This window comes from Cryobacterium sp. PH31-L1, assembly GCF_030063145.1.
GTDB lineage: Bacteria > Actinomycetota > Actinomycetes > Actinomycetales > Microbacteriaceae > Cryobacterium.
In genome coordinates this window covers 103,165-128,723 of the sequence record NZ_JASISM010000004.1, presented here as the reverse complement: position 1 = coordinate 128,723, position 25,559 = coordinate 103,165, and the positions used below count along the sequence as shown (strand labels likewise).

Here is a 25,559-nt window from a genome sequence, read left to right as displayed (position 1 = left end):
GCGCTAGACCCGGCGGGTGAGTCGGGTGTCGATCTTTCCGACGTCGGCCGAATGGATCACGACCGTGACCACCCGACCGGCCAGGGCCATCGCCGTTGCCGTGAAGTCGAAGGCCGTCACCGTGATGGCGGCCAGCGCCGTGTCGTCGATGACCAGGTTCGACCGGTGTGCCAGCGCGAGTTCGATCTCCGACTGCTGATGGGTGTGCCGTTCGGCCCACAACTGAGACCCGAAGTCGTACGGGTTCTTGGCGTAGTTCATCACGATGTACTGCAGGTGCTGATTGAGTGCGTCTCGGATGGGGTCGCCGCCGCGATTGGTGGACCCCGGCACATCGGTGAAGACGAAGCCGCGTAATTCGGCGATGCCGACCGGACCGGCCGGGGAATCCTCGAACCAGAAATTACCAGAGGGGTCAGCGAGCCAGTAGTGCGCCTGCGCTTCGAGGGTGCGGCCGTGGTTGCCGTACCAGCTCCAGCCGCGTTCCTGCAGGCGAGGCTGGCGCACGAAACCGAATACGGGAGGGCCGAACAGGGCAAGGCGCGCCGCGTCGTCTGGCGGCTTCGATTTGGCTCCCGGTGCGAGATGCATGTCTGGAGAGTACACCGGCGGCCCTCCTCCGGGGAGTGCCGCGCGGCAATTACTGTTTGGGGGTCTTGGCCCCTCGAGTAGCCACCTTCGGCCCCGCCAGTCGCACGAGACGACGGCTTCGGCCCCGTCAAAGCAGTTCGTGGGGCCGGAGCTGGCATCTCACCCCGCAGAGGCAGATCCCCGGGCCGGAAGTCGCGGTCGTGATCCGTTAGCTACGAACCTGCTCGTGTGCCGTTTCCGAAATCTCGGACGTGACTTCTCCGGGGGCCTTGAGGTTCAGCACAACCAGGGTCATCGCGGCCGCGAGCACGCAGGCCAGAACCATGTGCACACCGACCAGGATCGGCGGGAGGCCCAGGTTGGCCTGCAGGAGCCCCACCACGATCTGCACGAGCTCGATCATCAGAAGCGTGACGACGAATGAGCGCACCGGCAGTCTGCCGCGAACGGATGCCACGAGCAGTACGACCGTCAAAACCAGCGTCGCGTAGCCCGGCCAGGCGTGCAGGTGTTCGAGCAACTCGGCGTTGAAGCCGGTGCGTCCGGCGTCGGCATCACCGGAATGCGGTCCGGAGGCGGTGGTCAGCACCCCCATCAGCACGGTGAGCGCTACGACGAAACTCGTAGCGTGGGCCAGCCCGGCGAAGCCGGCGGGGACGACGAGGGCCCGTGGCCCCGGAGCAAGGTAGACCCGGTGCACGAGAACGGTGGCAATACACACCATGATCAGCGACACCGTGAAGTGAAAACCGACGATGAACGGGTTCAACCCGGTCAGCACGGTGACCCCTCCGACGAGTGCCTGAGCCAGCACGCCGGCGGCAAGGATCACAGCGAGAGTGAATAGATCCTTGCGCGGGGTGCGCATGCGCCAGAGCAGAACAACGGCCGCAATGGCGATAATGCCGATGAGACCGGTCATCGTGCGGTTAGCGAACTCGATGACTCCGTGCATCCCCATTTCCTCCGTCGGCACGATCGATCCGGCGACACAGGTCGGCCAGGTCGGACAGCCGAGCCCGGATCCGGTGAGACGAACGGCCCCGCCGGTTCCCACAATCAAAATCTCCGTCACGAGCGACAGCCAGGCGACCACCCGAATCTGTCCGTCGATAACACTGGGTAGCCTTTGGTAGATCGGATTCACCGGTTCTGCTCTCTCTGTCAAACTTATGAACGCGCCCTCTGATCGTGCCCTGTACAAATGTGAATCGACCGGCAAGAACGCGTATGTTGCTGATCAACCTGTAGAATTGGGATCTCCATGGAGATCCATATTTAGTTCCATGAATATTCTAGGTACGCAACGTAGCTGTCCACACAACCCGTTCCCCGCGGTCTCCACTGAGTTCATCTCTATTGAGTTGATCACTACGGCGGACGCCCGGGAATGACCGGACTAATATCCGGGTTGTGATGGGTAGAGAAGAGGTAATAATGTCGGATGTCCTGCTAGACCGTCCCGACCTTGAGGGGATAGGCACCTACGAGTTTGGGTGGGCAGATTCAGACACGGCCGGAGCATCCGCTCGCCGTGGTATTTCCCCCGAGGTTGTCACTGACATCTCGAATCTGAAATCTGAGCCGGACTGGATGCTGCAGCGACGCCTCAAGGCCCTGCAGTTGTTCGAGCGCAAGCCCATGCCCACTTGGGGCGCCGATCTCTCCGAGATCGATTTCGACAACATCAAGTACTTCGTGCGCTCAACGGAGAAGCAGGCCCAGACCTGGGAAGACCTGCCCGACGACATCAAGAACACCTACGAGAAGCTCGGAATTCCAGAAGCTGAGCGCCAGCGCCTTGTCTCCGGTGTCGCAGCTCAGTACGAGTCTGAAGTGGTCTACCACCAGATCAACGAGGAGCTCGAAGCCCAGGGCGTCATCTTCATGGACACCGACACGGCGCTCAAGGAGCACCCGGAGTTCTTCGAAGAGTACTTCGGCACCATCATCCCCTCCGGCGACAACAAGTTCGCCGCGCTCAACACGGCCGTCTGGTCGGGCGGATCGTTCGTCTACGTGCCGCCCGGCGTGCATGTCGAGATTCCGTTGCAGGCCTACTTCCGCATCAACACGGAGAATATGGGCCAGTTCGAGCGCACGCTCATCATCGCCGACGAGGGCAGCTACGTGCACTACATCGAGGGCTGCACCGCCCCGATCTACAAGTCCGACTCGCTGCACTCCGCCGTGGTCGAGATCGTGGTGAAGAAGAACGCTCGCGTTCGCTACACGACCATCCAGAACTGGTCCAACAACGTCTACAACCTCGTCACCAAGCGGGCCACGGCCGGCGAAGGCGCCACGATGGAATGGATCGACGGCAACATCGGCTCCAAGGTCACCATGAAGTACCCGTCCATCTACTTGATGGGTGAGCACGCCAAGGGCGAGACGCTCTCTGTGGCCTTCGCCGGCCCCGGTCAGCACCAGGATGCTGGCGCGAAGATGATCCACATGGCTCCGTACACGCAGTCATCGATCGTCTCCAAGTCCATCGCCCGTGGCGGCGGACGCAGTGGATACCGCGGTGAGGTTCGAGTGGATGCCTCCGCGCACCACTCCGCCAACACCGTGCGCTGCGACGCCCTCCTGGTCGACACCCAGTCGCGCTCCGACACCTACCCGTCCATCGACATCCGTGTCGACGACGTGCAGCTCGGCCACGAGGCCACCGTCTCCCGCGTCAGCGAAGAACAGCTGTTCTACCTGATGAGCCGCGGTATGCCCGAAGACGAGGCCATGGCCATGATCGTTCGCGGATTCATCGAACCGATCGCCCGGGAGCTCCCGATGGAGTACGCCCTCGAACTCAACAAGCTCATTGAAATGGGCATGGAAGGATCCGTCGGCTAAATGTCCGCCGCTTCAGCGCTTTCGAAGAGCGCTTCAAAAACTGTGCCCGCACCATCCACACCCGCTGCCGGCGCGTCGACTCTGACGCCCGGCCAGCACGGAATCAAAGAACACTCCGACGGACGTTTCGGCTACGTGCCGGTGCAAACCCGTTCTGACCGTTTCAAAAGCGTCAACGTTGCCGACTTCGAGGCTGTCACCGGCCGCGAAGCCGTCTGGAAGCACTCGCCTGTCGCCAAATTCACCGACCTCACCGCCGACGTTCTCGACGGCTCGCGCTACCTCATCGAGTCCACCTCCTCGGCCGATATCTCGGTTGAGTGGGTGCCCAGAACGGATGCCCGCATCGGCACCGCCGGTCTGCCGGAGGAACGCGCCGCAGCCAACGCCTGGGGCGTCTTCGATGACGCCCTCGCCATCACGGTCAGCGGCGAGGAAGCCAAGGAGATCACGGTCACCCGCTCGGCCCTCGGCAACACTGCCCGCGGCGCCCACACGATCATCGAGGCCAAGCCGTTCAGCCAGGCCACGGTCATCCTGGCGAACACCGGTGACGCCCGGATCAGCGAAAACATCGAGATCATCCTCGGCGAGTCCGCGAACCTCACGGTCGTCTCCCTGCAGGAATGGGACGACTCGGCCGTGCACCTGGCCAACCATTTCGCATCCATTGGTCGTGACGCGCGGCTCAAGCACGTCGTCGTCTCGCTCGGTGGCAGTATCGTGCGGGTCAACCCGTCGGTGCGTCTCGCCGGACCGGGCTCGGACACGTTGCTCCTCGGCCTGTATTTCGCGGATGCCGGCCAGCACCTGGAACAGCAGGTGTACGTATTCCACGACGCACCGAAGAGCCGCAGCCGGGTCAACTACAAGGGTGCGCTGCAAGGCCAAGACGCCCGAACGGTCTGGATCGGCGATGTGCTGATCGGCAACAAGGCTGCCGGCACCGACAGCTACGAGCAGAACCGCAACCTCGTGCTCAGCGAAGGTACCCGCGCCGATTCCATCCCCAACCTGGAGATCGAAACCGGCGACATCGTCGGAGCCGGGCACGCCAGTGCAACCGGACGTTTCGACGACGAGCAGCTGTTCTACCTCCAGTCTCGCGGCATCACCGAGGAAGAAGCGCGTCGACTCGTCGTGCGCGGATTCCTCACCGAGGTCGTGCAGCAGATTGGTTCCCCCGAACTTGAAGCGCGGTTGCAACTCGCAATCGAAGCCGAACTTATTGGAACGGACGACAAGTAAGCATGGCCGCAACGAAGATCTGCGCTCTCGATGAGCTCGAAGTAAACCAGGCCGTCAAGGTCGAAATCGACGGGGTCGCCATCGCCCTCGTGCGTGATGCCGCCGGCGATGTGTTCGCCATCGGTGATACCTGCACGCACGGCGACATCTCCCTGTCCGAGGGATTCGTGGAAGGCCAGACTCTCGAGTGCTGGGCCCACGGTTCGATGTTCTCCCTCACCACCGGAAAGCCGCTGTCCCTTCCGGCGTACGACCCGGTCCCGGTTTACAACGTTGAACTCATCGACGGCTTCGTCTTCGTCGATCCCTCCGTCACCGTCGCGGTCTAGATCTGCATTATGCAGCGACCGCACCCACCAGCCATTTTTAGAAAGGGATAAGACATTCATGTCTGTTCTTGAAATCAAAGACCTGCACGTCAGCGTCGAGACCGACCAGGGCACCAAGCAGATTCTGCGCGGAGTCAACCTGACCATCAACGAGGGCGAAATCCACGCCATCATGGGCCCGAACGGCTCCGGCAAGTCCACCCTCGCCTACACGATCGCCGGCCACCCGAAGTATCACGTCGAGAGCGGTTCGATCATGCTCGACGGCGCCGAAGTGCTCAAAATGACAGTGGATGCCCGCGCCCGCGCCGGTCTGTTCCTCGCCATGCAGTACCCGGTCGAGATCCCTGGAGTGACCGTCACGAACTTCCTGCGCACCGCCAAGACCGCCATCGAGGGTGAAGCCCCGCCGATTCGTACCTGGATCAAGGACGTGCGCCAGTCGATGAACAACCTGCGCATGGACAAGACCTTCGCCGAGCGCAACGTCAACGAGGGCTTCTCCGGTGGCGAGAAGAAGCGCAACGAGATCCTGCAGCTCGAACTCCTCAAGCCCAAGTTCGCCGTCCTCGACGAGACCGACTCCGGCCTCGATGTCGATGCGCTCAAGATCGTCTCCGAGGGCGTCAACCGTGCCAAGGCCAACACCGGCCTTGGACTCCTGCTCATCACGCACTACACACGCATCCTGCGTTACATCCACCCCGACTTCGTGCACGTGTTCGTCAACGGACGCATCGCCGAACAGGGCGGCCCCGAGCTTGCCGACCGCCTCGAGGACGAAGGCTACGATCGCTTTCTCGTCCCGTCGAACGTAGGCTAGTCCTATGGCCTCAACACTCAGTCCGGCTCGCTTCGACGAAATCGAAGAGGCCCTCAAGGACGTCATGGACCCGGAACTCGGCATCAATGTCGTCGATCTTGGACTCATCTATGACCTCGGCTGGGACGACGAGAATGACGCGCTCATCGTTCACATGACGCTCACCTCGGCTGGCTGCCCGCTGACCGATGTGATCGAGGAGCAGACGGCTGAGGCGCTCGATGGCGTCGTCGACCAGTTCCGCATCAACTGGGTCTGGATGCCGCCGTGGGGTCCCGAGAAGATCACCGATGATGGTCGCGACATGATGCGAGCCCTTGGCTTCGCCATGTAGCTCCAGTTGTAACTCGAAGGCCCCGCCTGCACTCGCAGTCGGGGCCTTCGGTTTGTGCAGAAAGCTCTTGACCCTGTTTCGGCGCGACCTGCGAAAGAGTTAGTAATCAACTCTACTCAGTAGAACGGTATGCTAGTTGTATGGATACAGGGGAAAATGGGGCCATGAGGCGGCGAGCGGCACAGGCTGCGAGTACGCGAGCGGAGATTGTCATGGCGGCGGGGCGGCTCATGCTCGAGCGCGGGTATGTGGGCACGTCGATCGTAGCGATTGCGGCGGAGGCCGGTGTCGTGGTGCAGACGATCTACAACTCGGTGGGGTCGAAGGCCGAACTGCTGGCCGCGGTTCTCGACCGGGTTGCGGCTGAGCCGGGGGCACCGGCCCTGTTGTCGGGCGCGACCCGGGAACGCATTGCCGAAGCGCGTACCGCGACCGAGGTCATCCGTATTCTGGCGCGGTCGAGCGCACTCGTGAATGAGCGAACCTCCGGCATTCTGCGCATCGTCAGCGAAGCTGCCGTCGTCGACCCCGATGTGGGGGAGTTCGAGCAGAAGCGCGATGCTGCACGGCTGCACGGATTCGGCGAGGTGGCGGCAGCACTGCGTGAGAAACGCGGCCTTCGAGGAGGGCTGAGCGATCACGAAGCTGCGGCGACGATGTGGGCGCTGGCCCATCCGCACACCTATCGCTCGCTCGTTCTGTCGCTCGGATGGTCGACCGAGGCGTACCTGAACTGGCTGGAAAAATCGCTCCTGGCTGCCCTGCTGTAGGTACCTGTGTGCCGAGCACAGCCTGAGGCAAATATACTAGTGAGTTGGACCGCTTCGGCCCACTCACACTTCACACCCGTACAAACACTTCGAATGGACTATTGCTGTGCTCAACGTGCAAGATCTCGAAATCCGCGTTGGAGCCCGCGTGCTCATGGAGGGCGTCAACTTCCGCGTCGCGAGCGGCGACAAGATCGGCCTCGTCGGTCGTAACGGCGCAGGCAAGACGACCCTGACGAAGACGCTCGCGGGAGAGACGAACCCGACCAAGGGTTCGATCAGCCACTCGGGGGAGATCGGTTACCTGCCCCAGGACCCGCGCGCCGGCGACCCGTCCATGCTCGCCCGCACCCGAATTCTGGATGCCCGTGGCCTGGGTACCATTGCCCTCGGCATGCACGAGTCCAGCATGGCCATGGCCGACCCCGATCCCAAGATCGCCGCGGCCGCCATGAAGAAGTATGGTCGGCTGACTGACGAGTTCAACGGCTTGGGCGGCTACTCCGCCGAGGCCGAAGCCGCCTCGATCGCCAGCAACTTAAAACTGCCTGACCACATTCTCGACCAGGCTCTCAGCACTCTCTCTGGTGGTCAGCGTCGTCGTATCGAGCTCGCCCGCATTCTGTTCTCGGCCGCCGAGATGATGATCCTCGACGAACCGACGAACCACCTCGACGCCGATTCGGTGGCCTGGCTGCGCGAATTCGTCAAGAACTACAAGGGTGGTGTCATCATCATCAGCCACGACATCGAGCTCGTCGGCGAAACGGTCAACCGAGTGTTCTACCTCGATGCCAACCGCATGATGATTGACATCTACAACATGAATTGGAAGAACTACCTGCTCCAGCGCACCGCGGATGCCGACCGTCGCAAGAAGGAACGCTCCAACGCGGAGAAGAAGGCCTCGACCCTGCAACTTCAGGCCGCTAAGTTCGGCGCCAAGGCCAGCAAGGCCGCCGCCGCCCACCAGATGGTGGCGCGCGCCGAGAAACTCCTTTCCGGGCTGGACGCCGTGCGTGCCGTCGAACGCGTCGCCAAGCTGCGCTTTCCAGAGCCGGCACCCTGTGGGCGTACCCCGCTCATGGCCAAAGACCTGTCGAAAAGCTATGGTTCGCTCGAGATCTTCACGGCCGTCGACCTCGCGATCGACCGAGGCTCCAAGGTCGTCATCCTCGGACTCAACGGTGCCGGGAAGACCACGCTGCTGCGCATGCTCGCCGGTGTCGACGAATCGGACACCGGTTCGATCGAACCCGGCCACGGCCTGCGCATCGGCTACTACGCGCAGGAACACGAGACCATCGACGTCAAGCGCAGCGTGCTGGAGAACATGGTCTCATCCTCGCCCAGCATCACCGAGATGGAAGCCCGCCGGGTACTCGGTTCGTTCCTGTTCACCGGTGACGACTCCAACAAGCCCGCCGGTGTGCTGTCCGGTGGCGAGAAGACCCGACTGGCCCTGGCCATGATCGTGGTCTCCGGCGCCAACGTGCTGCTGCTCGACGAGCCCACTAACAACCTCGACCCGGCCAGTCGAGAAGAGATCCTCGACGCCCTCGCTCACTATGCCGGCGCCGTCGTTCTGGTCAGCCACGATGAGGGCGCCGTACAGGCCCTCAACCCCGAGCGCGTGCTGATCATGCCCGAGGGTACGGAGGACCACTGGAACAAGGACTACCTCGACCTCATCGAGCTGTCCTAACCACCCACACCGATTCGGCGGGGGTGGTGCCGGTTCGCCTCAAGAAAAGGATCCGTGCGTGTTCCCGCTCGAGAAACCATTGCGCATCGCACTGGTCTGCCTGCACACTTCTCCCGGTACCGACCCCGGTTCCGGTGACGCCGGTGGAATGAACGTGGTGGTGCGTCATCAGGCTGAGGCTCTCGGAGCGCTCGGCCACAGCGTTACTATCCTGACCCGGCGCTCGTCGCCGGTACAGCCGCTCTTGGAGTACCTGGCGCCGGGTGTCATCCTGCAGTTCTTGGACGCCGGCCCCGCCGTTGCACTCGCCAAGGGCGAGCATGAGAGATACATCGAGGACTTCGAGGCCGCGATCGGCGCTCTGGAACCATTCGACATCATCCACTCGCATCACTGGTTCTCCGGCATGGCCGCGCTGCCGGTTGCGCGAACTTGGGACATTCCGCACGTGCAAAGCTTTCACAGCATCGCCGCCGAGGACGGTAGCCCGCTGGCGGCCGGCGAACGAGCCGAATCGCCGGGACGGATGCTCGGCGAGGCCTGGCTCGCTCGCGAATCGGACTCAATGGTCGCGATCAGTGCGGCCGAGGCGGCAACGATTTCCGGGCGGCTCGACGGCCGGGCTGACCGAACCAGCATCGTGCTCCCGGGAGTGGACAGCCAGCTCTTTTCACCAGCGCGTCTTCGCCAGCCACCGGCCGGTTCGACCGCCGCTGCGACCGCCGCTGCGACCGCCGATGGCTACGTCGTCGTCGCGGCACGGCTACAGCCGCTGAAAGGCCTTGACTTGGCCATTCACGCCATCGCAGCGCTTCCACAGGGCCGCCGACCCGAGCTGGTAATTGCCGGCGATGCCTCGGTCGACTATGCCGGTTACGTTGAGGAGCTCCGCCAGCTCGCTGAAGAGGCCGGCCTGTCCGACATTCGATTTGTCGGTGCACAGTCCCACGCGAAGCTGGCAGAACTGTTTCGCGGTGCCCGCCTGGTGCTCGTACCGTCGCACTCGGAGACCTACGGTCTGGTGGCACTGGAAGCGGCCGCGAGCGGCGTACCGGTCGTTGCTTCTGCGGCTGGGGGACTGCGCGAGGCGGTCGTCGACGGAATCACCGGACTCGTTCTGGACTCCCGCGATCCGCAGGTTTGGGCCGATGCGATGGCGCAGATCCTGAGCGACCCAACGCGGGCAGGCGAACTGGCCCAGGCCGCCCGCGAGCATGCGCTTCGGCTGGACTGGACTCGCTCGGCAGCGTCTCTGGTCCGGGTCTACCGTGCACTCCTCGATGATCCGATCAAGGCCCGGCGGCACGACCATGCCGTCGCCTGAAGTGCTCTAGGTCAGCTGCCGGTCGAGCAGCTCATCCTCGATCTCGGCGTCGTTGCGCGGTTTCGCCGCCCGTTTGCGGGCACGCTCATCGGCGCGTTCGCGTTCGTCGGGATCTTCGGCATTCACACTGCGATATTCCTCGCGCAGCGCCCAACCGAGGCCGATGAAGGCGAGGAGGCCGAAAACGAACCACTGGAACGCATACGAGAGGTGCGGGCCTTCGTCGCGGATCGGCTTCACGACGGCCGCCGGACGCTTCTCGGTAGCGGCCGGGCTCTCGGTGTCCATCAGGCCATAGGCGCCGGTATAGGTGGGCTGGTCGAGCCGCGCGGCAATGGTGGTGAGATTGATCGTCGCGACCTGGTCGCCGTTGGCGGTACGGCCCGGGAGGTCGGGTTCGCTGGCCTTGAGCCGGGCGACAACGGTCACCGTTCCGCTCGGCGGAGCCGGCACCGTGTCGGGTGCGTCCTGTTCCTGCCCGGTGGGCAGCCAGCCGCGGTCGACGATGAATATGGTGCCGTCGGTGAGCAGCAGCGGGGTCAGAACCTCGAAGCCCGGATTGACGTTGAGCGGGCGGTTGCGCGCGAGCATCTCGTCGGCGGTGAGGTAGGCGCCAGTCAGTTCCACCGGCATCCACTTTTGGGATTCGTCAAAGGCGGCCAGGTCGGGCAGAGCCTCGCTGACGGGGACCGGGTTCGAGTCGAAGTTGGAGTCGATCTTGAACAGTTCGGTGAGGGCCTCGTCGCGCCGGGCAAGCTGCCAGACACCGAGTCCGGCGCAGACCGCCGCAAAGAGCATGGTGAGCGCGAGGTATCCGGCCCAACGGCGGCTGAAGGCGAATTTCCAGCCCGTCATCGCGCGTCTCCGGCGGGCTCTGGTGAGGTGTCAAGCGGGCTCACAGTGAGGGGAAAATCACGCGCGGCGAGAAAATCGCGCAGATAGTCGACGTGGTCGTCGCAGGCCAGCCAGGTCTTGACCCGGTCGGTCGAGTGGATGCGCGGGTTGCGCCAGTCCAGTCGCCAACTTCCCGCACTGCGGCAGTCGGCTCGGGAGCAGGTCGACGACTCCAAGGGCGCGCCTAGGCCGATCATCGGACTTGGTGAACTTGCCGGAGCGGCCTCGCGAGCACTCACCTGGCGTCATCGTCGACGTTGCGAGTGCTGGTTTCGCCATACAGCTCAACGCTGCCGGGCCGCAGGACTTCGGCCCCGCGGGGCGCGATCTTCACGTTCGCGACCACGACGGCGAAGTAGGGCAGGGCAATGGCACCGATGGCGCAGAGCACCAGCCACCAGCCATGTACGAACAGCATGAGCACAATGCAGACGACACGCACACCCATCGCAATCGAATATTTGATCATCCGGTTGCGTCGTTCAACCTCCGGGGAGGCGGGGAGCGAGGTGATCGACTGCTGCTTCATAGGTCCATCGGGTTCGTCGTTGGTGTCGGAAACGGAGGAGAATCCACCTCAATAAGCCTACGACCGCGCAGCCGGTTTGTCGCACGCCTTAAACTTGAATCTGCCGGGTATTTCAATGTGCCCCCAAACCTCGGCATACATCAGCGCACGCTAGAGAACAGGAACTTCATGACAACGGCTCGAACAGTGCTCGTCACCGGCGGCAATCGCGGCATCGGATTTGCCATCGCTGAAGAATTCCTCGCCCAGGGACACCGCGTGGCCGTCACCTCGCGGTCCGGGCACGGGCCGGCCGGCAGCCTCACCGTGCGTGCCGACGTGACGGATGTCGCGTCGATCGATGCCGCGTTCACCCAGATCGAGGCGACCTACGGCCCGGTCGAGGTCGTTGTGGCCAACGCCGGGATCACTCGCGACACCCTGCTCATGCGCATGTCGGAGGATGACTTCACCTCGGTCATCGACACCAACCTCAGCGGCGCATTCCGCGTCGTCAAGCGTGCCAGCAAGGGGATGCTGAAGGCTCGCTTCGGACGCATCGTGCTCATCTCGAGCGTTGTCGGCCTCTATGGCTCTGCCGGGCAGGTGAACTACTCGGCGTCGAAGAGCGGCCTGATCGGCCTGGCCCGCTCGGTCACGCGTGAGCTCGGCGCCCGCGGTATCACCGCCAACGTTGTCGCTCCCGGCTTCATTGAAACGGACATGACCGCCGCCCTACCCGAAGCACAGCAGGCCGACTACAAGCGCAATATCCCCGCCGGCCGTTTTGCCACTCCGTTAGAAGTCGCCCGCGTCGTCACCTGGCTGGCCGGCGATGACGCCGCGTACATTTCTGGTGCCGTCATTCCGGTGGATGGCGGCCTGGGAATGGGCCACTAAGCCCCACGAGCGCGGGGCGCGGCTTTCCTCAGCCGCGCAGACCGAGCAGCGGCAGCACCTGGCTGAGGTTGCAAGTCTCGATTACCAGGTCGGCCTCACGCTTCACTCGAGGCTTGGCATTGAACGCGACAGCGAGTCCGGCGGCGTCCATCATTCGCAGGTCGTTCGCACCGTCGCCGACGGCGATCGTCTGCGATAGAACGATGCGGCGCTGGGTGGCCCATTCACGCAAGGCGACGGCCTTTGCTTCGGCGTCGATGATCGGGCCGAGCACCCGTCCGGTCAGGTGGCCGCCTTCCACTTCGAGTCGGTTGGCCCGCCAGTGGTCCAAGCCCAAGTCGGCCGCTAGCGGGTCGAGCAGTTCATGAAAACCGCCGGAGACCACGCCCACGACGCCCCCGCCGGCATGAATGCCGGCGATCAGTTCGTGCACTCCCTCGGTCGGGCGGATGCGCCGCCCCACCTCGGCGAAAACGGTGTCCGGAAGCCCCGCCAGGGTCAAAACCCGTTCGCGCAGGCTGTCGGCGAAGTCGAGTTCGCCGCGCATCGCGCGCTCGGTGACGTCGGCGACGAGATCACGTGAGCCAGCGGCATCCGCCAGCAGTTCGATCACTTCGTCCTGGATCAGGGTGGAGTCGGCGTCGAGCACGACCAGAAAAGTTGGTGCGGAGCTAAAGATCACGGAGTAACGAGCACGCCCTTACCGACGACGGTGATGCCGGATTCGGTCACACTGAAGCCGCGTGCCAGGTCACGATCCCGATCAACACCGACCGTGGCACCGGCCTCGACGATGACTTCCTTGTCGAGGATTGCCCGGCGCACGATCGCCCCCGGGCGGATCTGAACGCGGTCGAACACGATGGAGTCGACGACTTCGCAGGCCGACCCGATCGAGGTCCACGGCCCGAGCACGCTGCGCTCGATGTGTGCGCCCGAGATGACGCAGCCCAGGGAGACGATCGAGTCGATCATGGTGCCGAGGGCACCCCGTCCGTCGCGGACGAATTTGGCCGGCGGCGAGTTCAGCTGCATGCTGAAGATCGGCCATTGCTGGTTGTACAGGTTGAACACTGGGAGGGCTGAAATAAGGTCCTGGTGGGCTTCGAAGAACGAATCAATCGTTCCGACATCGCGCCAGTAGTACCGGTCGCGATCGGTGGAACCGGGGACCTCATTGCGCTGGAGGTCATACACGCCGGCATCCCCGCGAGAAACGAAATCGGGAATGATATCGCCGCCCATGTCGTGACTCGAATCGGTACGCTCACCATCGCGCAGCACCGCCTCGATCAAGGCATCGGTGTTGAAAACATAGTTGCCCATCGAGGCGAACACCTCGTGCGGGGCGTCGGCGAGCCCGACGGCATCCTTAGGCTTCTCGCGAAAGTCCTGGATGCGATCGGGAGTGGCGGCATCCACTTCGATGACGCCGAACTGGTCGGCCAGGCCGATCGGCTGGCGAATGGCTGCGACCGTGGCTGCTAATCCCGACGCGATGTGGGCGTCGATCATCTGGCTGAAGTCCATGCGGTAGACGTGGTCGGCACCGACCACGACGACGATGTCGGGCTTTTCGTCGTGAATGAGATTGAGGCTCTGCAAGATGGCGTCGGCGGACCCGCTGAACCAGCGCTTGCCGAGGCGCTGCTGCGCCGGTACCGAGGCGATGTACGAGTTGGACAACCCGCCAGACATGTGCCAGGTCTGCGAGACGTGGCGGTCGAGGCTGTGGGACTTGTACTGGGTCAACACCACGATCTGGGTCACACCCGAGTTGATGAGATTAGAAAGTGCGAAATCCACCAGGCGGTAATGCCCGCCAAAGGGGACGGCGGGCTTTGCCCGGTCCTCGGTCAGCGGCATTAGCCGTTTTCCCTCGCCACCGGCGAGAACGATTCCAAAGATCTTCTTGGCCTTCATGTGTACAGAGTAGGGCCAACCGGGCAAGTCGACTAGCACCACGGGGTGTGGGTCGGGCCCGGCTGCGCTACCTTTGCTCCATGCGAGTGGATCTGATGACCAAGGAATACCCCCCGGAGATCTACGGGGGAGCGGGCGTGCACGTCACAGAGCTCGTGCGAGCGCTCCGAAAAGACATCGACGTGTCGGTGCGGTGCTTCGGCGCGCCCCGCTCGGACGTCGACACTTTTGCCTACGCGGTGCCCGCGCAGCTGGTAGACGCCAATGCCACCCTGAGCACCCTCGGCGTCGACCTGCAAATGGCCCAGGACGCCGCTGGAGCCGATCTGGTGCACTCCCACACCTGGTACGCAAATGCGGCCGGACACCTCGCGAAGATGCTGCACGGTATCCCACACGTCGTCACCGCCCACAGTCTCGAACCGCTGCGTCCGTGGAAAGCTGAGCAGCTCGGCGGCGGCTACCGCGTATCCAGCTGGATCGAAAAGACCGCCTTTGAAGCAGCGGATGCCGTCATCGCCGTCAGCGACGGCATGCGTCGCGACATCCTGCGCAGCTACCCGGCACTCGATGCGAGCCGGGTACACACCGTGTACAACGGCATCGACCTCGAGCGTTGGAAGCCGACCCCGGACGAAGATTTTGTGCGGAGCCTCGGAATCGACCCTGACCGGCCATCCGTAGTCTTCGTCGGCCGGATCACCCGACAGAAGGGCCTGCCCTACCTGTTGCGCGCCACAGCCCTGCTGCCGCCCGAGGTGCAGGTCGTGCTGTGCGCCGGTGCGCCCGACACCCCGGGGATCCTGGCTGAAGTGACCGCCGGTGTCGAGGCACTGCAACGCGAGCGGTCCGGTGTGGTCTGGATCAACCGGCTCCTCGCCCAGCCCGAGCTTGCTGCGGTGCTCACCCACGGCACGGTCTTCGTGTGCCCGTCCGTCTACGAACCCCTCGGAATCGTCAACCTCGAGGCCATGGCCTGCGGACTCGCTGTCGTCGGTACCGCCACCGGCGGTATCCCCGAGGTCGTCGCCGACGGCCTGACCGGCCGGCTGGTACCGATCGAGCAGCTCACCGACGGCACTGGCACCCCGCTGCACCCCGATCAGTTCGTCGCCGACCTCGCCCGCACACTCACCGAAGTCGTGAGCGACCCGGCCCGCGCCGCCGAAATGGGACGCGCCGGTCGTCTGCGCGCCGAGCGGGAATTTGGCTGGAGCCAGATCGCCACCCGCACCCGGGAGATCTACGCGTCTCTGCTCTGACCGGCCGTAGGGGGTCGGGCACGCCATCGGGGCGGGCCCGGCGTCCTTCTGCACCGGCCCCGCCCGATAACATGGCTGTATGGTCAACGTTCTGCATTTCACCGACGTCTCGGTCGTCCGGGGTGGCACCACCATCCTCGACTCAGTGAATTGGAGCGTCGATGACGACCAACGGTGGGTCATTCTCGGCCCGAACGGGGCAGGCAAGACCACGTTGCTGCAGATCGCCGCGGCTTTCATGCATCCGTCGACCGGTCAGGCCGACGTGCTCGATGAGACGCTCGGTGGAACGGATGTCTTCGAGCTGCGGCCCCGTATCGGGTTCGCCTCGACCGCCATGGCGCGCAAGGTCCCGGGCAACGAGAAGGTCCTCGACGTTGTCATGACGGCGGCCTATTCGGTCACCGGCCGGTGGAACGAGGAATACGAAACCATCGACGAGCGACGTGCCCAGCGCGTGCTGCAGGAGTGGAATCTCGACCACCTCGCCGACCGCAAGTTCGGCACACTGAGTGACGGCGAACAGAAGCGCGTGCAGATTGCCCGCTCAGTGATGACCGACCCCGAAATTCTTTTGCTGGACGAGCCCGCTGCGAGCCTCGATCTCGGCGCCCGGGAATCGCTTCTGCAGCTGCTCAGCGGTTTTGCCCAGGAACCCAACTCTCCGGCCATCATCATGGTCACCCACCACGTCGAAGAGATTCCGCTCGGATTCACCCACGTGCTGTTGTTGTCGGGCGGCACGGTCGTCTCCGCCGGGCCCATTGCCGAAGCGTTGACCGCCGAAGCCCTGACCGAGACTTTCGGCCTCGCGGTCGAACTGTCCGAGACCGACGGCCGCTACTCTGCGCGTGCGGTCTGAGCTCAGACTCCGCGCAACGGCCGTCGATCACGCGCTCTTTCTGCTAAAGTGAATGGCTGGCCACCTGGCCAACCAGCTTGTCGTCGTCCCAGACGGCGGGGCCCAACAATCGAACAGCACTGTGACCAGTTACAAGTCTGTTCACCAGAAGTGCAAAAGGAAATCTTCATGAAGTCTGACATTCACCCCGAGTATGCCGCGGTCGTATTCCGCGACCTCGCCTCCGGCGCGACCTTCCTGACCCGTTCGACGGTTTCCAGCAAGAAGACCATCGAGTGGGAAGACGGAACCACGTACCCGGTCATCGACGTGGAAATCTCCTCCGAGTCGCACCCGTTCTACACGGGCAAGCAGCGCATCATGGACTCCGCCGGCCGCGTGGAGAAGTTCAACTCGCGATACAAGGGCTTCGGCAAATAGCACCAGGTTTTTGAACGAAATCTTCGACGGAAAAGGCGACCAGCTACGGCTGGTCGCCTTTTGTGTGCACCCGTCAGTGGGGAGCACTCAACGCTGGGGCCAGGTGGTGTCAGCCAGAAATTCAGGGTCGCGGCCACGCCGCATGAACTCCTGAAAGCTCTCAGCCTGCTGGCGGTACCAGGTGACCTGCAGAGCGTGCATCTCGTCGAGAGTGGCCGGCAGAGCGCCCTCGTGGGCCCGATGAATGGCCTGCGCGACACGACCGGCCGCGATCGCATCGGCTCCGGCGTCGTGGGCATCGTCCAGTGAGACACCATAGAAGGCGCTGGTGACCTCGAGGGTGCGCTTGCCCTTGCGGTACTTATCGACGGCCTTGTCGATGACCAAGGGATCGACGACGGGGCTCGGGGAGCCCAGCGGGGCGATGCCGTAGCGCAGGGCTTCACGATCCAGCAGGGTGAGATCGTAGGGGGCGTTGTAGGCCACGATAGGCAGGCCGTCGCTCAGGTGCCCGCGCAGGGCGGTGACGATCTCGGCTACGGCCTCGGCGGCCACCCGACCATGCTCTACGGCCTGCTCTGTCGTGATCCCGTGAACGTTGGTCGCTCCGGCCGGAATGTCGATACCCGGATCGACCAGCCAATCGAGGCGTTCCACGGCGGTGCCGCTCGCGTCGAGAACGGCTACGGTGGCCGACACGATGCGGCAGGTTTCCACGTCGATGCCAGTGGTTTCGAGGTCGAATACGGCGAGGTGATCGCTCCAGGTGCTCATACTTCCACCCTAGGGGCGACCACCGACACTCTTCCGCGCCACCCGCCGGTGCGGGCCGTGCTGTGGGGAACGGCGGGGTCGCGCGCGCGAAATCAGAGTTGAATACGCCGATTGATGACGTTCTCAGCGCTTTCCCGCATTGTCTGGTTGCGGGCGCGGGCATCCGCTCGGAGTCGCTTGAACGCTTCATCCATGTCAACCGTGCTGACCTGCGCGATGACGCCCTTGGCCTGTTCAATCAGAATGCGACTGTTCAACGCCCGCTGCAATTGTTCATTGACGACGGCGTCCTCACGCACGGTGCGCTCCTGCAGAATGCTGATGGTCGCGACATCGGCCATGGCCTGCCCGATGGCGGCGTCTTCAGGGGTGACGTCACCGGTATCGGTGCGAAAGAGGTTTAGTGCGCCAATGGTGCGATCGCGTACCCGCATCGGAATTGCATGCACGGAACGGAAGCCCTGGGACAAAGCGGCTTCCGTGAAGTCGGGGTACTTTTCGCCGGAGTCCTTGAGGTCGCCGATCGTGACGACTTTTCCAGTGATGAAGCAGTCGACGCACGGGCCAGCTCCAGCCTGCTGCTGCAGAACTTCGACCAAGTAGCTCTCTTCGCTGGTGGAGGCGACAACCTGGAGCTCTCCGCTCGGGTCGGCCAGCAGCAGGCCGGCCGCGGTCGCGTCGAGCAACTCGACGCATTCCTCGACCAGAGTGTGCAGCACGTCGAGAACGTCATATTCGCCCACCAGAGTGTCCGTCAACTTCACGAAGGCGGCGCTCACCAGTGAGGCGCGAGTCATAGTGACCATGAAGAAATTCTAAGACCTTTCGTGATATTTAATCAGTTTAAATCTAGTCATTTTCCGGACTGAATTGCAGTCGTCGGGCGACCACGTCTCCCGCGACGGCGCGCACCGTTTTGCCGTGAGCGAAGGCGTGTGCGCGCAGCAACAATAGGGCATCCGTCGGTGTGACGTTCATCTGCACCAGCACCATGCCGGTGGCCTGATGAATCTCCCGCCGAGACAGGGGAGACCCGGAAAAGACCTGGGATGTGGTGGACGTCACCGACACTTCGCTGGCTGCGGCCGCCTGCACCCGAAGCAGGTGGTCGAGTAGGTTCCACGCTGTCTCGTTGGCCAGGACCAGCGCCTTCGCGCGGTCCGCGCGATCCAGTACCCCGGCGGTCGTGCTGTACAGCTCGACGATACCGATGTTGAGTGCTCCGAGAGTGAGGGGAAAAACGTAGAGCGCCTCGACCGTGGTGTCCATCAGTGCGGTGTGAAAGACCGGCCACAGCGGATGCTCTGCCTCACGTACTCGAGGTTCCAGTACGGGTAGCCGGGTGCGAGCGGCCTCCCAACGGGGGCCCTCGCCGAGATCGAACTGCAGCTCGTCGAGGCGAGCGGCGAGGCGATCGGTGGCACAGACAATGGATTCGGGCATTGCACCGCCGAAAACGGATACAGCAGCACCGCTCACGGGCAACACGTCGAGAAAATGGGCGCACAGCGCCGTGTCCTCGACTCCGCCTTCTGAACCAGACCATTCAGCCATGACCGGCCTCCAGACCCTGGGCGATGGCTTGCTGATCCCAAGCTTACGTCGCGCGCGCGAGCACGACAATGAAAGTTTAGGCCAAGTTCGTCATCGTCGCGAACGGCCCACGCGCCTAACCGCAGTGCAACCAGTAGAAGCTCTGGGCACCGAGGGTGAGTGTGAGCGAACCTTCCTCGTTGAAGCTGGGAAAAACCGCGCCGCCGAACAGGTCGTACAGGCGGGTTCCGGCCATGTCGACATCGTCGATGGTGAAGGCGACCGGGTTGTGCGAGAAGCTGAACACGCACATCACGGTTTCGGGCTGGTCGCCGAACATGGAGCCGGAGCCGGCGTAGCTGCGGGTGAAGACGAGAACCGATTCGTGGTTGGTCTTGAGGACACGGATTTTGCCGAGTCCAAAGGTGGGATGCGCCTTACGCACATGGATCACATTGCGAATCCAGTGCAGCAGCGAACCGGACTGGGCCAGCTGAGATTCCACGTTGGTCTGCGTGAAGTTGTAGACCAGAGACTGCACGATCGGCAGGAATAGTTTGCCCGGGTCGGCATCGGAAAAGCCGGCGTTGCGGTCAGGGGTCCACTGCATCGGCGTGCGGGAACTGTCCCGGTCGGGCAGCCAGATGTTGTCGCCCATGCCGATCTCATCGCCGTAGTACAGAAACGGGCTGCCGGGCAGGGCGAACAACAGAGCGTGGGCGAGCTCTAGTTCGGCGCGCGAGTTGTCGAGCAACGGTGCCAGCCGCCTGCGAATGCCGATATTGGCGCGCATCCGTGGGTCGTAGGCGTACCAGCCGTACATGGCCTGCCGATATTCTTCGCTGACCATTTCAAGCGTGAGCTCGTCGTGGTTGCGGAGGAATACGCCCCAGCCGGCGCCGTCGGGAATGTCGGTGGTCTCGGAGAGCACCCGCACCAGTTCGTTGGCCTGCTGCGAGCGCAGGGAATAGAAGATACGCGGCATCACCGGAAAGTCGAATGCCATGTGGCACTCGGGTTCGTCTTCGGTGCCGAAGAAGGCGGCGACCTCGCGCGGCCACTGATTGGCCTCGGCGATCATGACCCGGCCGGGATACTCGCGGTCGACCATGGCCCGCAGCCGCTTGACGAATTCGTGCGTCGGCGGCTCGCCCTCGCCGTTGCCCTCCTCGGACTCAAACAGGTAGGGGATCGCGTCCAGCCGAAAGCCGTCGACACCGAGATCGAGCCAAAAGCGGATGACATCGAAGATGGCATCCTGTACGGCCGGGAGCTCGAAGTTGAGGTCGGGCTGGTGCGAAAAGAACCGGTGAAAGAAGAACTGGCGTCGAACCGGGTCGAAGGCCCAGTTTGATTCTTCCGTGTCGGTGAAGATGATGCGAATATTCGGGTACCGCTCGTCGGTGTCGCTCCAGACGTAGAAGTCGCCGTACGGCCCGTCGGGATCCTCACGGGACTGCTGAAACCACTCGTGCTGGTCGGAGGTGTGATTGAGTGGAAAATCAATCACGATGCGCATGTTGCGTTCGTGCGCCTTTGTGACGAGGTCCTTGAACTCCTCGAGGGTGCCGAATTCCGGAAGAATGGTTCGGTAATCAGAAACGTCGTAGCCGCCGTCTTTCAGCGGGGAATTGAAGAACGGCGGAATCCAGAGGGCGTCGATACCCAACCACTGCAGGTAGTCGAGCTTCGACACCAGACCGGACAGATCGCCCGAGCCGTCGGCATTGCTGTCGACAAAAGAACGCACCATCACTTCGTAGAAGACGGCGCGGCGATACCACCGCGGATCGAGGGCCAAACCGGGCAACTGAATGGGTGCGGTAAAGCTCACGGCTTTCCTTCCGTCCCGGCAAAGGGCTCTCTCGATGCATGTGGTGGCTCGAGTCTAGATCGACCACCCCGGTGTACGTCCAGCCTTGCGTAAGTCTCGCGCCTAAACTAGGTACGATGATCGTTTCTTCTCCCTACGATGTGCTCCTGCAGAGCCTCCCGGTGCGCGAGCGCACCGCATCCGTTCCGGGCACTGACGGAGCACCAAGTGACACGCGGTACTGGGACTACGGCGACCCCACCGCGCCCACCACGCTCGTGCTGGTGCATGGTTTTCGTGGCGACCACCACGGTCTGCAGCTGGTCGTGGCTGAGTTGCTCGGAGGCGACCCGCACTCGCCGGCGCTGCGCATCCTGGCACCCGACCTGCCCGGTTTCGGCGAGTCGGACCCGTTCCACGACGGGGTTCATTCCCTCGCGGCGTACGCTCGCTGGCTCGAGGAATTCCTTGGCGTGATCGCCCCGACCGGGAGGTTAGTGGTACTGGGCCATTCCTTCGGTTCGATCGTGGTCGCTGCCGCCGTGGCCGACGGGCTGCCGGCCGACGAGGTTATTCTGGTCAATCCGATCGCGGCGCCGGCACTGTCGGGACCGCGTGGAGTGCTGACCCGGCTGGCTGTGTTCTACTACTGGGCTGCGGCGAAATTGCCGGAGCGCTGGGGCTACGCGCTCTTGCAGAACCGTGCCATCGTGCGCATCATGAGCGTGAGCATGGCCAAGACGCACGATCCGGCTCTGCGTCGCTGGATCCACAATCAGCACGACCGCTATTTCAGTGCCTTCGCCAACCGCCGGGTCGTGATGAATGCGTTCACCGCCTCGGTCAGTCACGACGTGAGCGAGTTCGCCGCCCGTATCATTCAGCCGACGCTGCTGATCGCGGCCGACAAGGACGACATCACGCCGCTCGCGGCGCAATATCGACTGCAGACACTCTTTCCCAACGCCAGGTTGCGGGTTATCCACAACGTTGGGCACCTCATCCACTACGAGCAGCCGAAACCGGCCGCACTGTTCATCCGGGAATTCATGGCTGAGGAGCTGGCGCTGTGAGAATTGTCGTCGACTGCCGGTACGTTCGCTTCGACCATCACGACGGCATCAGTCGCTACACGACCGGGCTGGTGACCGAACTGGGCCGCCTGCATCCGCTCACCATGCTCATCAGCGACCATCGTCAACTCGCCATGTTGCCGGCGCTGCCGTGGCAGCTGGTTCGCGCCCCGACCAGCCTGCTTGAACCGCTCATCGCGCTGTCGGTCAACCGGCTCAAGCCCGACGTCGTGTTCAGCCCGATGCAGACGATGGGCTCCTGGGGACGCACCTACCGGCTGTTCCTGACCGTGCACGACCTCATCTACTATCGCAATCGCACGCCGCCGCGTGACCTGGCACCGTTCATCCGGCTGCTCTGGCGTGCCTACCACCTCTCCTGGTGGCCACAACGGATGCTGCTGAACGGCGCCGACGGCATCGTGACGGTGTCCGAGACCACCCGTTCACTGATCAAGGAGCACCATCTCACCCGACGTCCAGTCACCGTGGTACCGAACGCCGCCGACACGGTCCCGGGCATCCCGAGCCATCGAAGCATCCCGGAAACCTCCCGCCTGATCTATATGGGCTCCTTCATGCCGTACAAGAACCTCGACACTCTCGTGCTGGCCTTGGCCGACCTGCCGGAGTACGAACTGCACCTGCTCAGCCGGGTGTCGGCGACCGAACGAACCCGGCTGACCCGCCTTGCTCCGCAAGCCCGCCTGGTCTTTCACGACGGGGTGACCGATGAGGAGTACCACGCCCTGCTGCGCACAGCGACGGCCCTCGTGACCGCGTCCCTCGATGAGGGCTTCGGGATTCCCCTGGTCGAGGCGATGAGCCTAGGCATACCGGTCGTGGTCAGCGACATTCCGATCTTTCGGGAGATCGGCGGTGATGCCGCGCTGTACTTCGACCCGCGCAGTGCCGATGCCATGGCTGCGGCCGTTCGGAATCTCGCGGAGCCGGGGGAGTGGGCAGCCCGCTCCGCTCGGTCGATCGAGCAGGCCGCCCGGTTTACCTGGGCGTCATCCGCCCGTACCCTGCTCGGGGTGCTCGAGGGCCCGGCCTTATAGCACCGGTGACGCGGTGGCCTCACCGCGGTCGCCGGGAGACCGGGGGGTCGCGTCGAAGTGGGTCAGCAGCAGCTGGTCGTTCTGCCACCGAAAATCGTGCACGGATCCGTTCGCGATGAATTCTCCGTGCCGGGGTCGCTCGCCCTCGGTCACGTGGCGTAGCAGCGTGCCGATGATGCCGCCGTGGCTGAGCACGAGCACACGCTGTCCGGCTCGCCCGGCCGCCAGCGTCGCAAGGGCGGCGAGCACCCGATCGACGACATCGCGCCGAGTCTCCAATCCCGGAACAACGACACCGTCGGGAAAGCGGTGCTGGCGCTCGGCGAAGGTGAGTCCTTCGATGGCACCGTGACGGCGTTCGGTGAGGGCGGGAACGATGAGCGGTTCGCTCAGTCCGAGCTCGGCCGCGATGATGTGGGCGGACTCAGCAGCACGCGCCAGCGGACTGCTGACGATAGCGTCCCAGCGCCGCGACTGCAGCCGCTCGGCGGCGGCAGCGGCCTCGGCTCGCCCGGTCGCGTTGAGGGGGATATCCGTACTGCCCTGGATGCGGTGGTGGAGGTTCCAGTCCGTCTGGCCATGACGCACGATCGAGAACGTGGTCGTCGCCGGCTCACCCGACGGATTGGGGCTTCGCTGGGCAGACACGCGCGGTCAGCCCAGCAGACGATCGGCCAGTGCGGCAAGGGTTTCCGAGGTACCGGCCTCGAGCTTGTGCAGGGCACGCCCGTCACCCTTGGTCACGCCACGGTTGATGACGATGATTGGCAGTTTGCGGCGCCGGGCCTGTTCGACCAGGCGGATGCCGGAATTCACCGCCAGCGAGGACCCGGCCACGATGAGGGCGTCCGCGCTCTGGATCAAAGCTGATGCCTCCAGAAACGTTTCCGTCGGGACGAGCTCGCCGAAAAATACGACGTTCGGCTTGAGCACGCCCCCGCAGACCGTGCACGCCGGAACCACGAAATCGTCGATATTTCCCACATCGGCATCGCCGTCGGGAGCGATCCGGATGCTCTCCGGGTCGCGGAGCACGGGATTGTCTTTCTCCAGCCGGGCCGCGATGCTGTCCCTGCCGAAGGCCTGACCACAGGCCAGGCAGATGACCCGGTCGAGGGAACCGTGTAACTCGACCACATGGCGCGAGCCGGCGCGGGTGTGCAGGCCGTCGACATTCTGGGTGATGACCCCGGCAATGGCGCCGGCGCTCTCAAGCTGAACCAGCGACCGGTGTCCGAGGTTGGGTTCGGCCTGGTGAAACACCCTCCAGCCGAGGTGGCTGCCCGCCCAGTAGCGTTTACGTGCGCGTTCATCGGCGACGAAGGTCTGAAAGTTCATCGGGGTTCGCGTCGGTGCGCCCGCGCCGCGATAGTCCGGAATGCCGGAATCGGTACTGAGGCCGGCGCCGGTGAGAACGGCAGCGCGTTTGCCGCGCAGCAGAGCGGCGACAGCATCCACTGCCCGTTCCGAATCGAGGGCGACCGCGGAGGCGAGCGCGGCGGCGGTATCGGGGGCATCGGCGGGCTCAAGCGCGTCGACCAACACCGTATCGTCCACAGCGGTGCCGTGTTCAGCCGTGTCGCTGAGCTGGGCCGAGTCGGCGGTCATCGGCGCTCCTTTCCTACTTGGGCGAGCAGAAACGGATGCCCGTCCCTTGATTCTAAACTCGTCTGTTTTCCGGTTTGACTACCCACCTGACAGGCTTGACCTCAACAACTCGTCTCGAAAGGCACTTTTTCGTGCAGATCACCCGCATTACCGACCTGTCCAGTGAGGGTCTCGCCGACTATTCGCGTTTGACCGACGTCGCCCTCCGGCGTGTTCTCGAACCGGCCAGCGGTCTGTATATCGCTGAGTCGCCCAAGGTGATCGCCCGGGCGCTGAACGCCGGGCATCGGCCACGGTCGTTGCTGATTCAGGAACAGTGGATGCCCGACGCCGCGCGGCTTCTGGCCGACTGGCCTGACGTGCCCGTCTACGTGGGTGAGGCGAGCGTGCTCGAGCAGCTCACCGGTTACAACCTGCACCGCGGCGCCCTAGCCGCCATGCACCGGCCGGCTCTGCAACCAGTCGAAGCACTGATCAAAACGGCCCGCCGCATCGTGATTCTCGAGGACATCGTCGACCACACCAACGTCGGTGCCATCTTTCGTTCGGTGGCCGGACTCGGCGCCGACGCAGTTCTGATCACGCCGCGCTGTGCTGACCCGCTGTATCGACGCAGCGTGCGCGTGAGCATGGGCACGGTGCTGCAGGTGCCGTGGACCCGCCTGCCGGAGTGGAGCGTGGCCACCCCGCTGTTGCACGCCGCCGGATTCCACCTGGCGGCCCTGGCGCTGGCCGACAGCGCGGTCTCGCTCGACGTGTTCGCCGAGCAGGCGCCCGAACGTCTCGCCATCATCCTCGGCGCCGAGGGCGACGGTCTCAGCCAGCACGCGCTGGCCGCTGCCGACACGGTCGTGACTATTCCCATGCTGCACGGCATCGACTCGCTCAACGTCGCTTCGGCGAGCGCGGTCGCACTCTACGCCCTGCGCGTTCGTGCGTGAACACCCA

28 protein-coding genes are annotated in these 25,559 nt (G+C 63.8%); 15 read left to right on the top strand and 13 right to left on the bottom strand.

Translation table 11 applies throughout. The features are described from left to right. Positions 1–3 precede the first annotated feature (3 nt). Complete coding sequence (locus QMF22_RS09625; RefSeq protein ID WP_283452936.1) at positions 4–591, bottom strand: hypothetical protein; 588 nt, start codon at positions 589–591, stop codon at positions 4–6. A 208-nt stretch (positions 592–799) separates the two neighbouring features. Beyond that, positions 800–1,738 (bottom strand): COX15/CtaA family protein, encoded by a 939-nt coding sequence (locus QMF22_RS09620; protein WP_283452934.1) that lies wholly within the window; start codon positions 1,736–1,738, stop codon positions 800–802. A gap of 290 nt (positions 1,739–2,028) precedes the next feature. Between QMF22_RS09620 and sufB the strand changes: the two genes are divergently transcribed. From sufB to QMF22_RS09580, 8 genes are all read left to right on the top strand, one after another. Next, a complete protein-coding gene (sufB, locus tag QMF22_RS09615; RefSeq protein WP_283452932.1) occupies positions 2,029–3,447 on the top strand; it encodes a Fe-S cluster assembly protein SufB in 1,419 nt (472 codons plus the stop codon). Next, complete coding sequence (sufD, locus tag QMF22_RS09610; protein ID WP_283452930.1) at positions 3,448–4,695, top strand: Fe-S cluster assembly protein SufD; 1,248 nt, start codon at positions 3,448–3,450, stop codon at positions 4,693–4,695. Positions 4,696–4,697: 2 nt separating this feature from the next. Next, on the top strand, positions 4,698–5,024 hold the full coding sequence (locus QMF22_RS09605; RefSeq protein ID WP_092340113.1) for a non-heme iron oxygenase ferredoxin subunit: 327 nt from the start codon (positions 4,698–4,700) through the stop codon (positions 5,022–5,024). A gap of 58 nt (positions 5,025–5,082) precedes the next feature. After that, positions 5,083–5,847, top strand: coding sequence for a Fe-S cluster assembly ATPase SufC (gene sufC, locus QMF22_RS09600; RefSeq protein ID WP_283452926.1), 765 nt, complete (start codon positions 5,083–5,085; stop codon positions 5,845–5,847). 4 nt (positions 5,848–5,851) lie between these two features. After that, positions 5,852–6,181 (top strand): metal-sulfur cluster assembly factor, encoded by a 330-nt coding sequence (locus QMF22_RS09595; protein WP_283452924.1) that lies wholly within the window; start codon positions 5,852–5,854, stop codon positions 6,179–6,181. A 164-nt stretch (positions 6,182–6,345) separates the two neighbouring features. Continuing rightward, the gene (locus QMF22_RS09590; protein WP_283452922.1) at positions 6,346–6,951 is read left to right on the top strand and encodes a TetR/AcrR family transcriptional regulator; all 606 of its coding nucleotides are present in this window, start codon (positions 6,346–6,348) and stop codon (positions 6,949–6,951) included. 106 nt (positions 6,952–7,057) lie between these two features. Then, complete coding sequence (locus QMF22_RS09585) at positions 7,058–8,656, top strand: ABC-F family ATP-binding cassette domain-containing protein (protein WP_283452920.1); 1,599 nt, start codon at positions 7,058–7,060, stop codon at positions 8,654–8,656. A 58-nt stretch (positions 8,657–8,714) separates the two neighbouring features. Then, positions 8,715–9,980 carry a glycosyltransferase gene (locus QMF22_RS09580; protein WP_283452918.1) on the top strand — a complete coding sequence of 422 codons (1,266 nt, stop codon included), beginning with the start codon at positions 8,715–8,717 and terminating at the stop codon, positions 9,978–9,980. A 6-nt stretch (positions 9,981–9,986) separates the two neighbouring features. Here the strand turns inward: QMF22_RS09580 and QMF22_RS09575 are convergent, their stop codons facing one another. From QMF22_RS09575 to QMF22_RS09565, 3 genes are read right to left on the bottom strand one after another with little or no spacing between them, the layout of a single operon-like run. Next, positions 9,987–10,835, bottom strand: coding sequence for an SURF1 family cytochrome oxidase biogenesis protein (locus tag QMF22_RS09575; RefSeq protein ID WP_283452916.1), 849 nt, complete (start codon positions 10,833–10,835; stop codon positions 9,987–9,989). Further along, positions 10,832–11,071 carry a hypothetical protein gene (locus QMF22_RS09570; RefSeq protein ID WP_283452914.1) on the bottom strand — a complete coding sequence of 80 codons (240 nt, stop codon included), beginning with the start codon at positions 11,069–11,071 and terminating at the stop codon, positions 10,832–10,834. The genes QMF22_RS09575 and QMF22_RS09570 overlap by 4 nt, the downstream gene beginning before the upstream one ends. A gap of 38 nt (positions 11,072–11,109) precedes the next feature. Continuing rightward, positions 11,110–11,403 (bottom strand): DUF3099 domain-containing protein, encoded by a 294-nt coding sequence (locus QMF22_RS09565; RefSeq protein ID WP_283452912.1) that lies wholly within the window; start codon positions 11,401–11,403, stop codon positions 11,110–11,112. 168 nt (positions 11,404–11,571) lie between these two features. Between QMF22_RS09565 and QMF22_RS09560 the strand changes: the two genes are divergently transcribed. After that, positions 11,572–12,282 carry a beta-ketoacyl-ACP reductase gene (locus QMF22_RS09560; protein WP_283452910.1) on the top strand — a complete coding sequence of 237 codons (711 nt, stop codon included), beginning with the start codon at positions 11,572–11,574 and terminating at the stop codon, positions 12,280–12,282. A 28-nt stretch (positions 12,283–12,310) separates the two neighbouring features. On the opposite strand, the gene serB is transcribed toward QMF22_RS09560, so the two are convergent. After that, positions 12,311–12,964 carry a phosphoserine phosphatase SerB gene (gene serB / locus QMF22_RS09555; RefSeq protein WP_283452908.1) on the bottom strand — a complete coding sequence of 218 codons (654 nt, stop codon included), beginning with the start codon at positions 12,962–12,964 and terminating at the stop codon, positions 12,311–12,313. Beyond that, positions 12,961–14,205: a glucose-1-phosphate adenylyltransferase gene (locus tag QMF22_RS09550; protein WP_283452906.1), complete on the bottom strand. Its 1,245-nt coding sequence runs from the start codon at positions 14,203–14,205 to the stop codon at positions 12,961–12,963. The genes serB and QMF22_RS09550 overlap by 4 nt, the downstream gene beginning before the upstream one ends. An 80-nt stretch (positions 14,206–14,285) precedes the next feature. Between QMF22_RS09550 and glgA the strand changes: the two genes are divergently transcribed. The 3 genes from glgA (at position 14,286) to QMF22_RS09535 (ending at position 16,749) form a co-directional block, all read left to right on the top strand. Then, entirely contained in the window at positions 14,286–15,467 is a 1,182-nt protein-coding gene (gene glgA / locus QMF22_RS09545) for a glycogen synthase (protein WP_283452904.1), read from the top strand. Positions 15,468–15,546: 79 nt separating this feature from the next. Next, the gene (locus QMF22_RS09540) at positions 15,547–16,329 is read left to right on the top strand and encodes an ABC transporter ATP-binding protein (protein WP_283452901.1); all 783 of its coding nucleotides are present in this window, start codon (positions 15,547–15,549) and stop codon (positions 16,327–16,329) included. 168 nt (positions 16,330–16,497) lie between these two features. After that, complete coding sequence (locus tag QMF22_RS09535) at positions 16,498–16,749, top strand: type B 50S ribosomal protein L31 (protein WP_092107894.1); 252 nt, start codon at positions 16,498–16,500, stop codon at positions 16,747–16,749. 87 nt (positions 16,750–16,836) lie between these two features. Here QMF22_RS09535 and QMF22_RS09530 read toward each other — a convergent pair whose 3' ends face one another. From QMF22_RS09530 to treS, 4 genes are all read right to left on the bottom strand, one after another. Beyond that, a complete protein-coding gene (locus tag QMF22_RS09530) occupies positions 16,837–17,523 on the bottom strand; it encodes an exonuclease domain-containing protein (protein ID WP_283452898.1) in 687 nt (228 codons plus the stop codon). A gap of 92 nt (positions 17,524–17,615) precedes the next feature. Further along, complete coding sequence (locus tag QMF22_RS09525; protein WP_283452896.1) at positions 17,616–18,329, bottom strand: GAF and ANTAR domain-containing protein; 714 nt, start codon at positions 18,327–18,329, stop codon at positions 17,616–17,618. Positions 18,330–18,372: 43 nt separating this feature from the next. Further along, on the bottom strand, positions 18,373–19,077 hold the full coding sequence (locus QMF22_RS09520) for a GAF and ANTAR domain-containing protein (protein WP_283452894.1): 705 nt from the start codon (positions 19,075–19,077) through the stop codon (positions 18,373–18,375). Between the two features lie 115 nt (positions 19,078–19,192). Further along, positions 19,193–20,890 carry a maltose alpha-D-glucosyltransferase gene (gene treS, locus QMF22_RS09515; RefSeq protein ID WP_283452892.1) on the bottom strand — a complete coding sequence of 566 codons (1,698 nt, stop codon included), beginning with the start codon at positions 20,888–20,890 and terminating at the stop codon, positions 19,193–19,195. A gap of 116 nt (positions 20,891–21,006) precedes the next feature. Between treS and QMF22_RS09510 the strand changes: the two genes are divergently transcribed. Both QMF22_RS09510 and QMF22_RS09505 read left to right on the top strand, forming a co-directional pair. Then, positions 21,007–21,942, top strand: coding sequence for an alpha/beta fold hydrolase (locus tag QMF22_RS09510; RefSeq protein WP_283452890.1), 936 nt, complete (start codon positions 21,007–21,009; stop codon positions 21,940–21,942). Then, positions 21,939–23,003: a glycosyltransferase family 4 protein gene (locus QMF22_RS09505; RefSeq protein WP_283452888.1), complete on the top strand. Its 1,065-nt coding sequence runs from the start codon at positions 21,939–21,941 to the stop codon at positions 23,001–23,003. Before QMF22_RS09510 ends, QMF22_RS09505 begins: the two co-directional genes overlap by 4 nt. Here the strand turns inward: QMF22_RS09505 and QMF22_RS09500 are convergent. Together QMF22_RS09500 and QMF22_RS09495 are read right to left on the bottom strand one after the other, a co-directional pair. Then, positions 22,998–23,651 (bottom strand): histidine phosphatase family protein, encoded by a 654-nt coding sequence (locus QMF22_RS09500; RefSeq protein ID WP_283452886.1) that lies wholly within the window; start codon positions 23,649–23,651, stop codon positions 22,998–23,000. The genes QMF22_RS09505 and QMF22_RS09500 overlap by 6 nt on opposite strands. A 6-nt stretch (positions 23,652–23,657) precedes the next feature. Further along, positions 23,658–24,545, bottom strand: a complete 888-nt coding sequence (locus tag QMF22_RS09495) for a Sir2 family NAD-dependent protein deacetylase (RefSeq protein ID WP_502846935.1) — start codon at positions 24,543–24,545, stop codon at positions 23,658–23,660. A gap of 197 nt (positions 24,546–24,742) precedes the next feature. On the opposite strand from QMF22_RS09495, the gene QMF22_RS09490 reads away from it, so the two are divergent. Beyond that, complete coding sequence (locus QMF22_RS09490; protein ID WP_283452881.1) at positions 24,743–25,552, top strand: TrmH family RNA methyltransferase; 810 nt, start codon at positions 24,743–24,745, stop codon at positions 25,550–25,552. The last annotated feature ends 7 nt before the right edge of the window (positions 25,553–25,559 follow it).

Bases quoted from the DNA above. Each gene is read 5' to 3' on its own strand.
- QMF22_RS09625 (WP_283452936.1), bottom strand. From the start codon at position 591: ATGCATCTCGCACCGGGAGCCAAATCGAAGCCGCCAGACGACGCGGCG.
- sufB (WP_283452932.1), top strand. From the start codon at position 2,029: ATGTCGGATGTCCTGCTAGACCGTCCCGACCTTGAGGGGATAGGCACC.
- sufD (WP_283452930.1), top strand. From the start codon at position 3,448: ATGTCCGCCGCTTCAGCGCTTTCGAAGAGCGCTTCAAAAACTGTGCCC.
- QMF22_RS09605 (WP_092340113.1), top strand. From the start codon at position 4,698: ATGGCCGCAACGAAGATCTGCGCTCTCGATGAGCTCGAAGTAAACCAG.
- sufC (WP_283452926.1), top strand. From the start codon at position 5,083: ATGTCTGTTCTTGAAATCAAAGACCTGCACGTCAGCGTCGAGACCGAC.
- QMF22_RS09595 (WP_283452924.1), top strand. From the start codon at position 5,852: ATGGCCTCAACACTCAGTCCGGCTCGCTTCGACGAAATCGAAGAGGCC.
- QMF22_RS09590 (WP_283452922.1), top strand. From the start codon at position 6,346: ATGAGGCGGCGAGCGGCACAGGCTGCGAGTACGCGAGCGGAGATTGTC.
- QMF22_RS09575 (WP_283452916.1), bottom strand. From the start codon at position 10,835: ATGACGGGCTGGAAATTCGCCTTCAGCCGCCGTTGGGCCGGATACCTC.
- QMF22_RS09570 (WP_283452914.1), bottom strand. From the start codon at position 11,071: ATGATCGGCCTAGGCGCGCCCTTGGAGTCGTCGACCTGCTCCCGAGCC.
- QMF22_RS09565 (WP_283452912.1), bottom strand. From the start codon at position 11,403: ATGAAGCAGCAGTCGATCACCTCGCTCCCCGCCTCCCCGGAGGTTGAA.
- QMF22_RS09560 (WP_283452910.1), top strand. From the start codon at position 11,572: ATGACAACGGCTCGAACAGTGCTCGTCACCGGCGGCAATCGCGGCATC.
- QMF22_RS09550 (WP_283452906.1), bottom strand. From the start codon at position 14,205: ATGAAGGCCAAGAAGATCTTTGGAATCGTTCTCGCCGGTGGCGAGGGA.
- glgA (WP_283452904.1), top strand. From the start codon at position 14,286: ATGCGAGTGGATCTGATGACCAAGGAATACCCCCCGGAGATCTACGGG.
- QMF22_RS09540 (WP_283452901.1), top strand. From the start codon at position 15,547: ATGGTCAACGTTCTGCATTTCACCGACGTCTCGGTCGTCCGGGGTGGC.
- QMF22_RS09535 (WP_092107894.1), top strand. From the start codon at position 16,498: ATGAAGTCTGACATTCACCCCGAGTATGCCGCGGTCGTATTCCGCGAC.
- QMF22_RS09530 (WP_283452898.1), bottom strand. From the start codon at position 17,523: ATGAGCACCTGGAGCGATCACCTCGCCGTATTCGACCTCGAAACCACT.
- QMF22_RS09525 (WP_283452896.1), bottom strand. From the start codon at position 18,329: ATGGTCACTATGACTCGCGCCTCACTGGTGAGCGCCGCCTTCGTGAAG.
- QMF22_RS09520 (WP_283452894.1), bottom strand. From the start codon at position 19,077: ATGGCTGAATGGTCTGGTTCAGAAGGCGGAGTCGAGGACACGGCGCTG.
- QMF22_RS09510 (WP_283452890.1), top strand. From the start codon at position 21,007: ATGATCGTTTCTTCTCCCTACGATGTGCTCCTGCAGAGCCTCCCGGTG.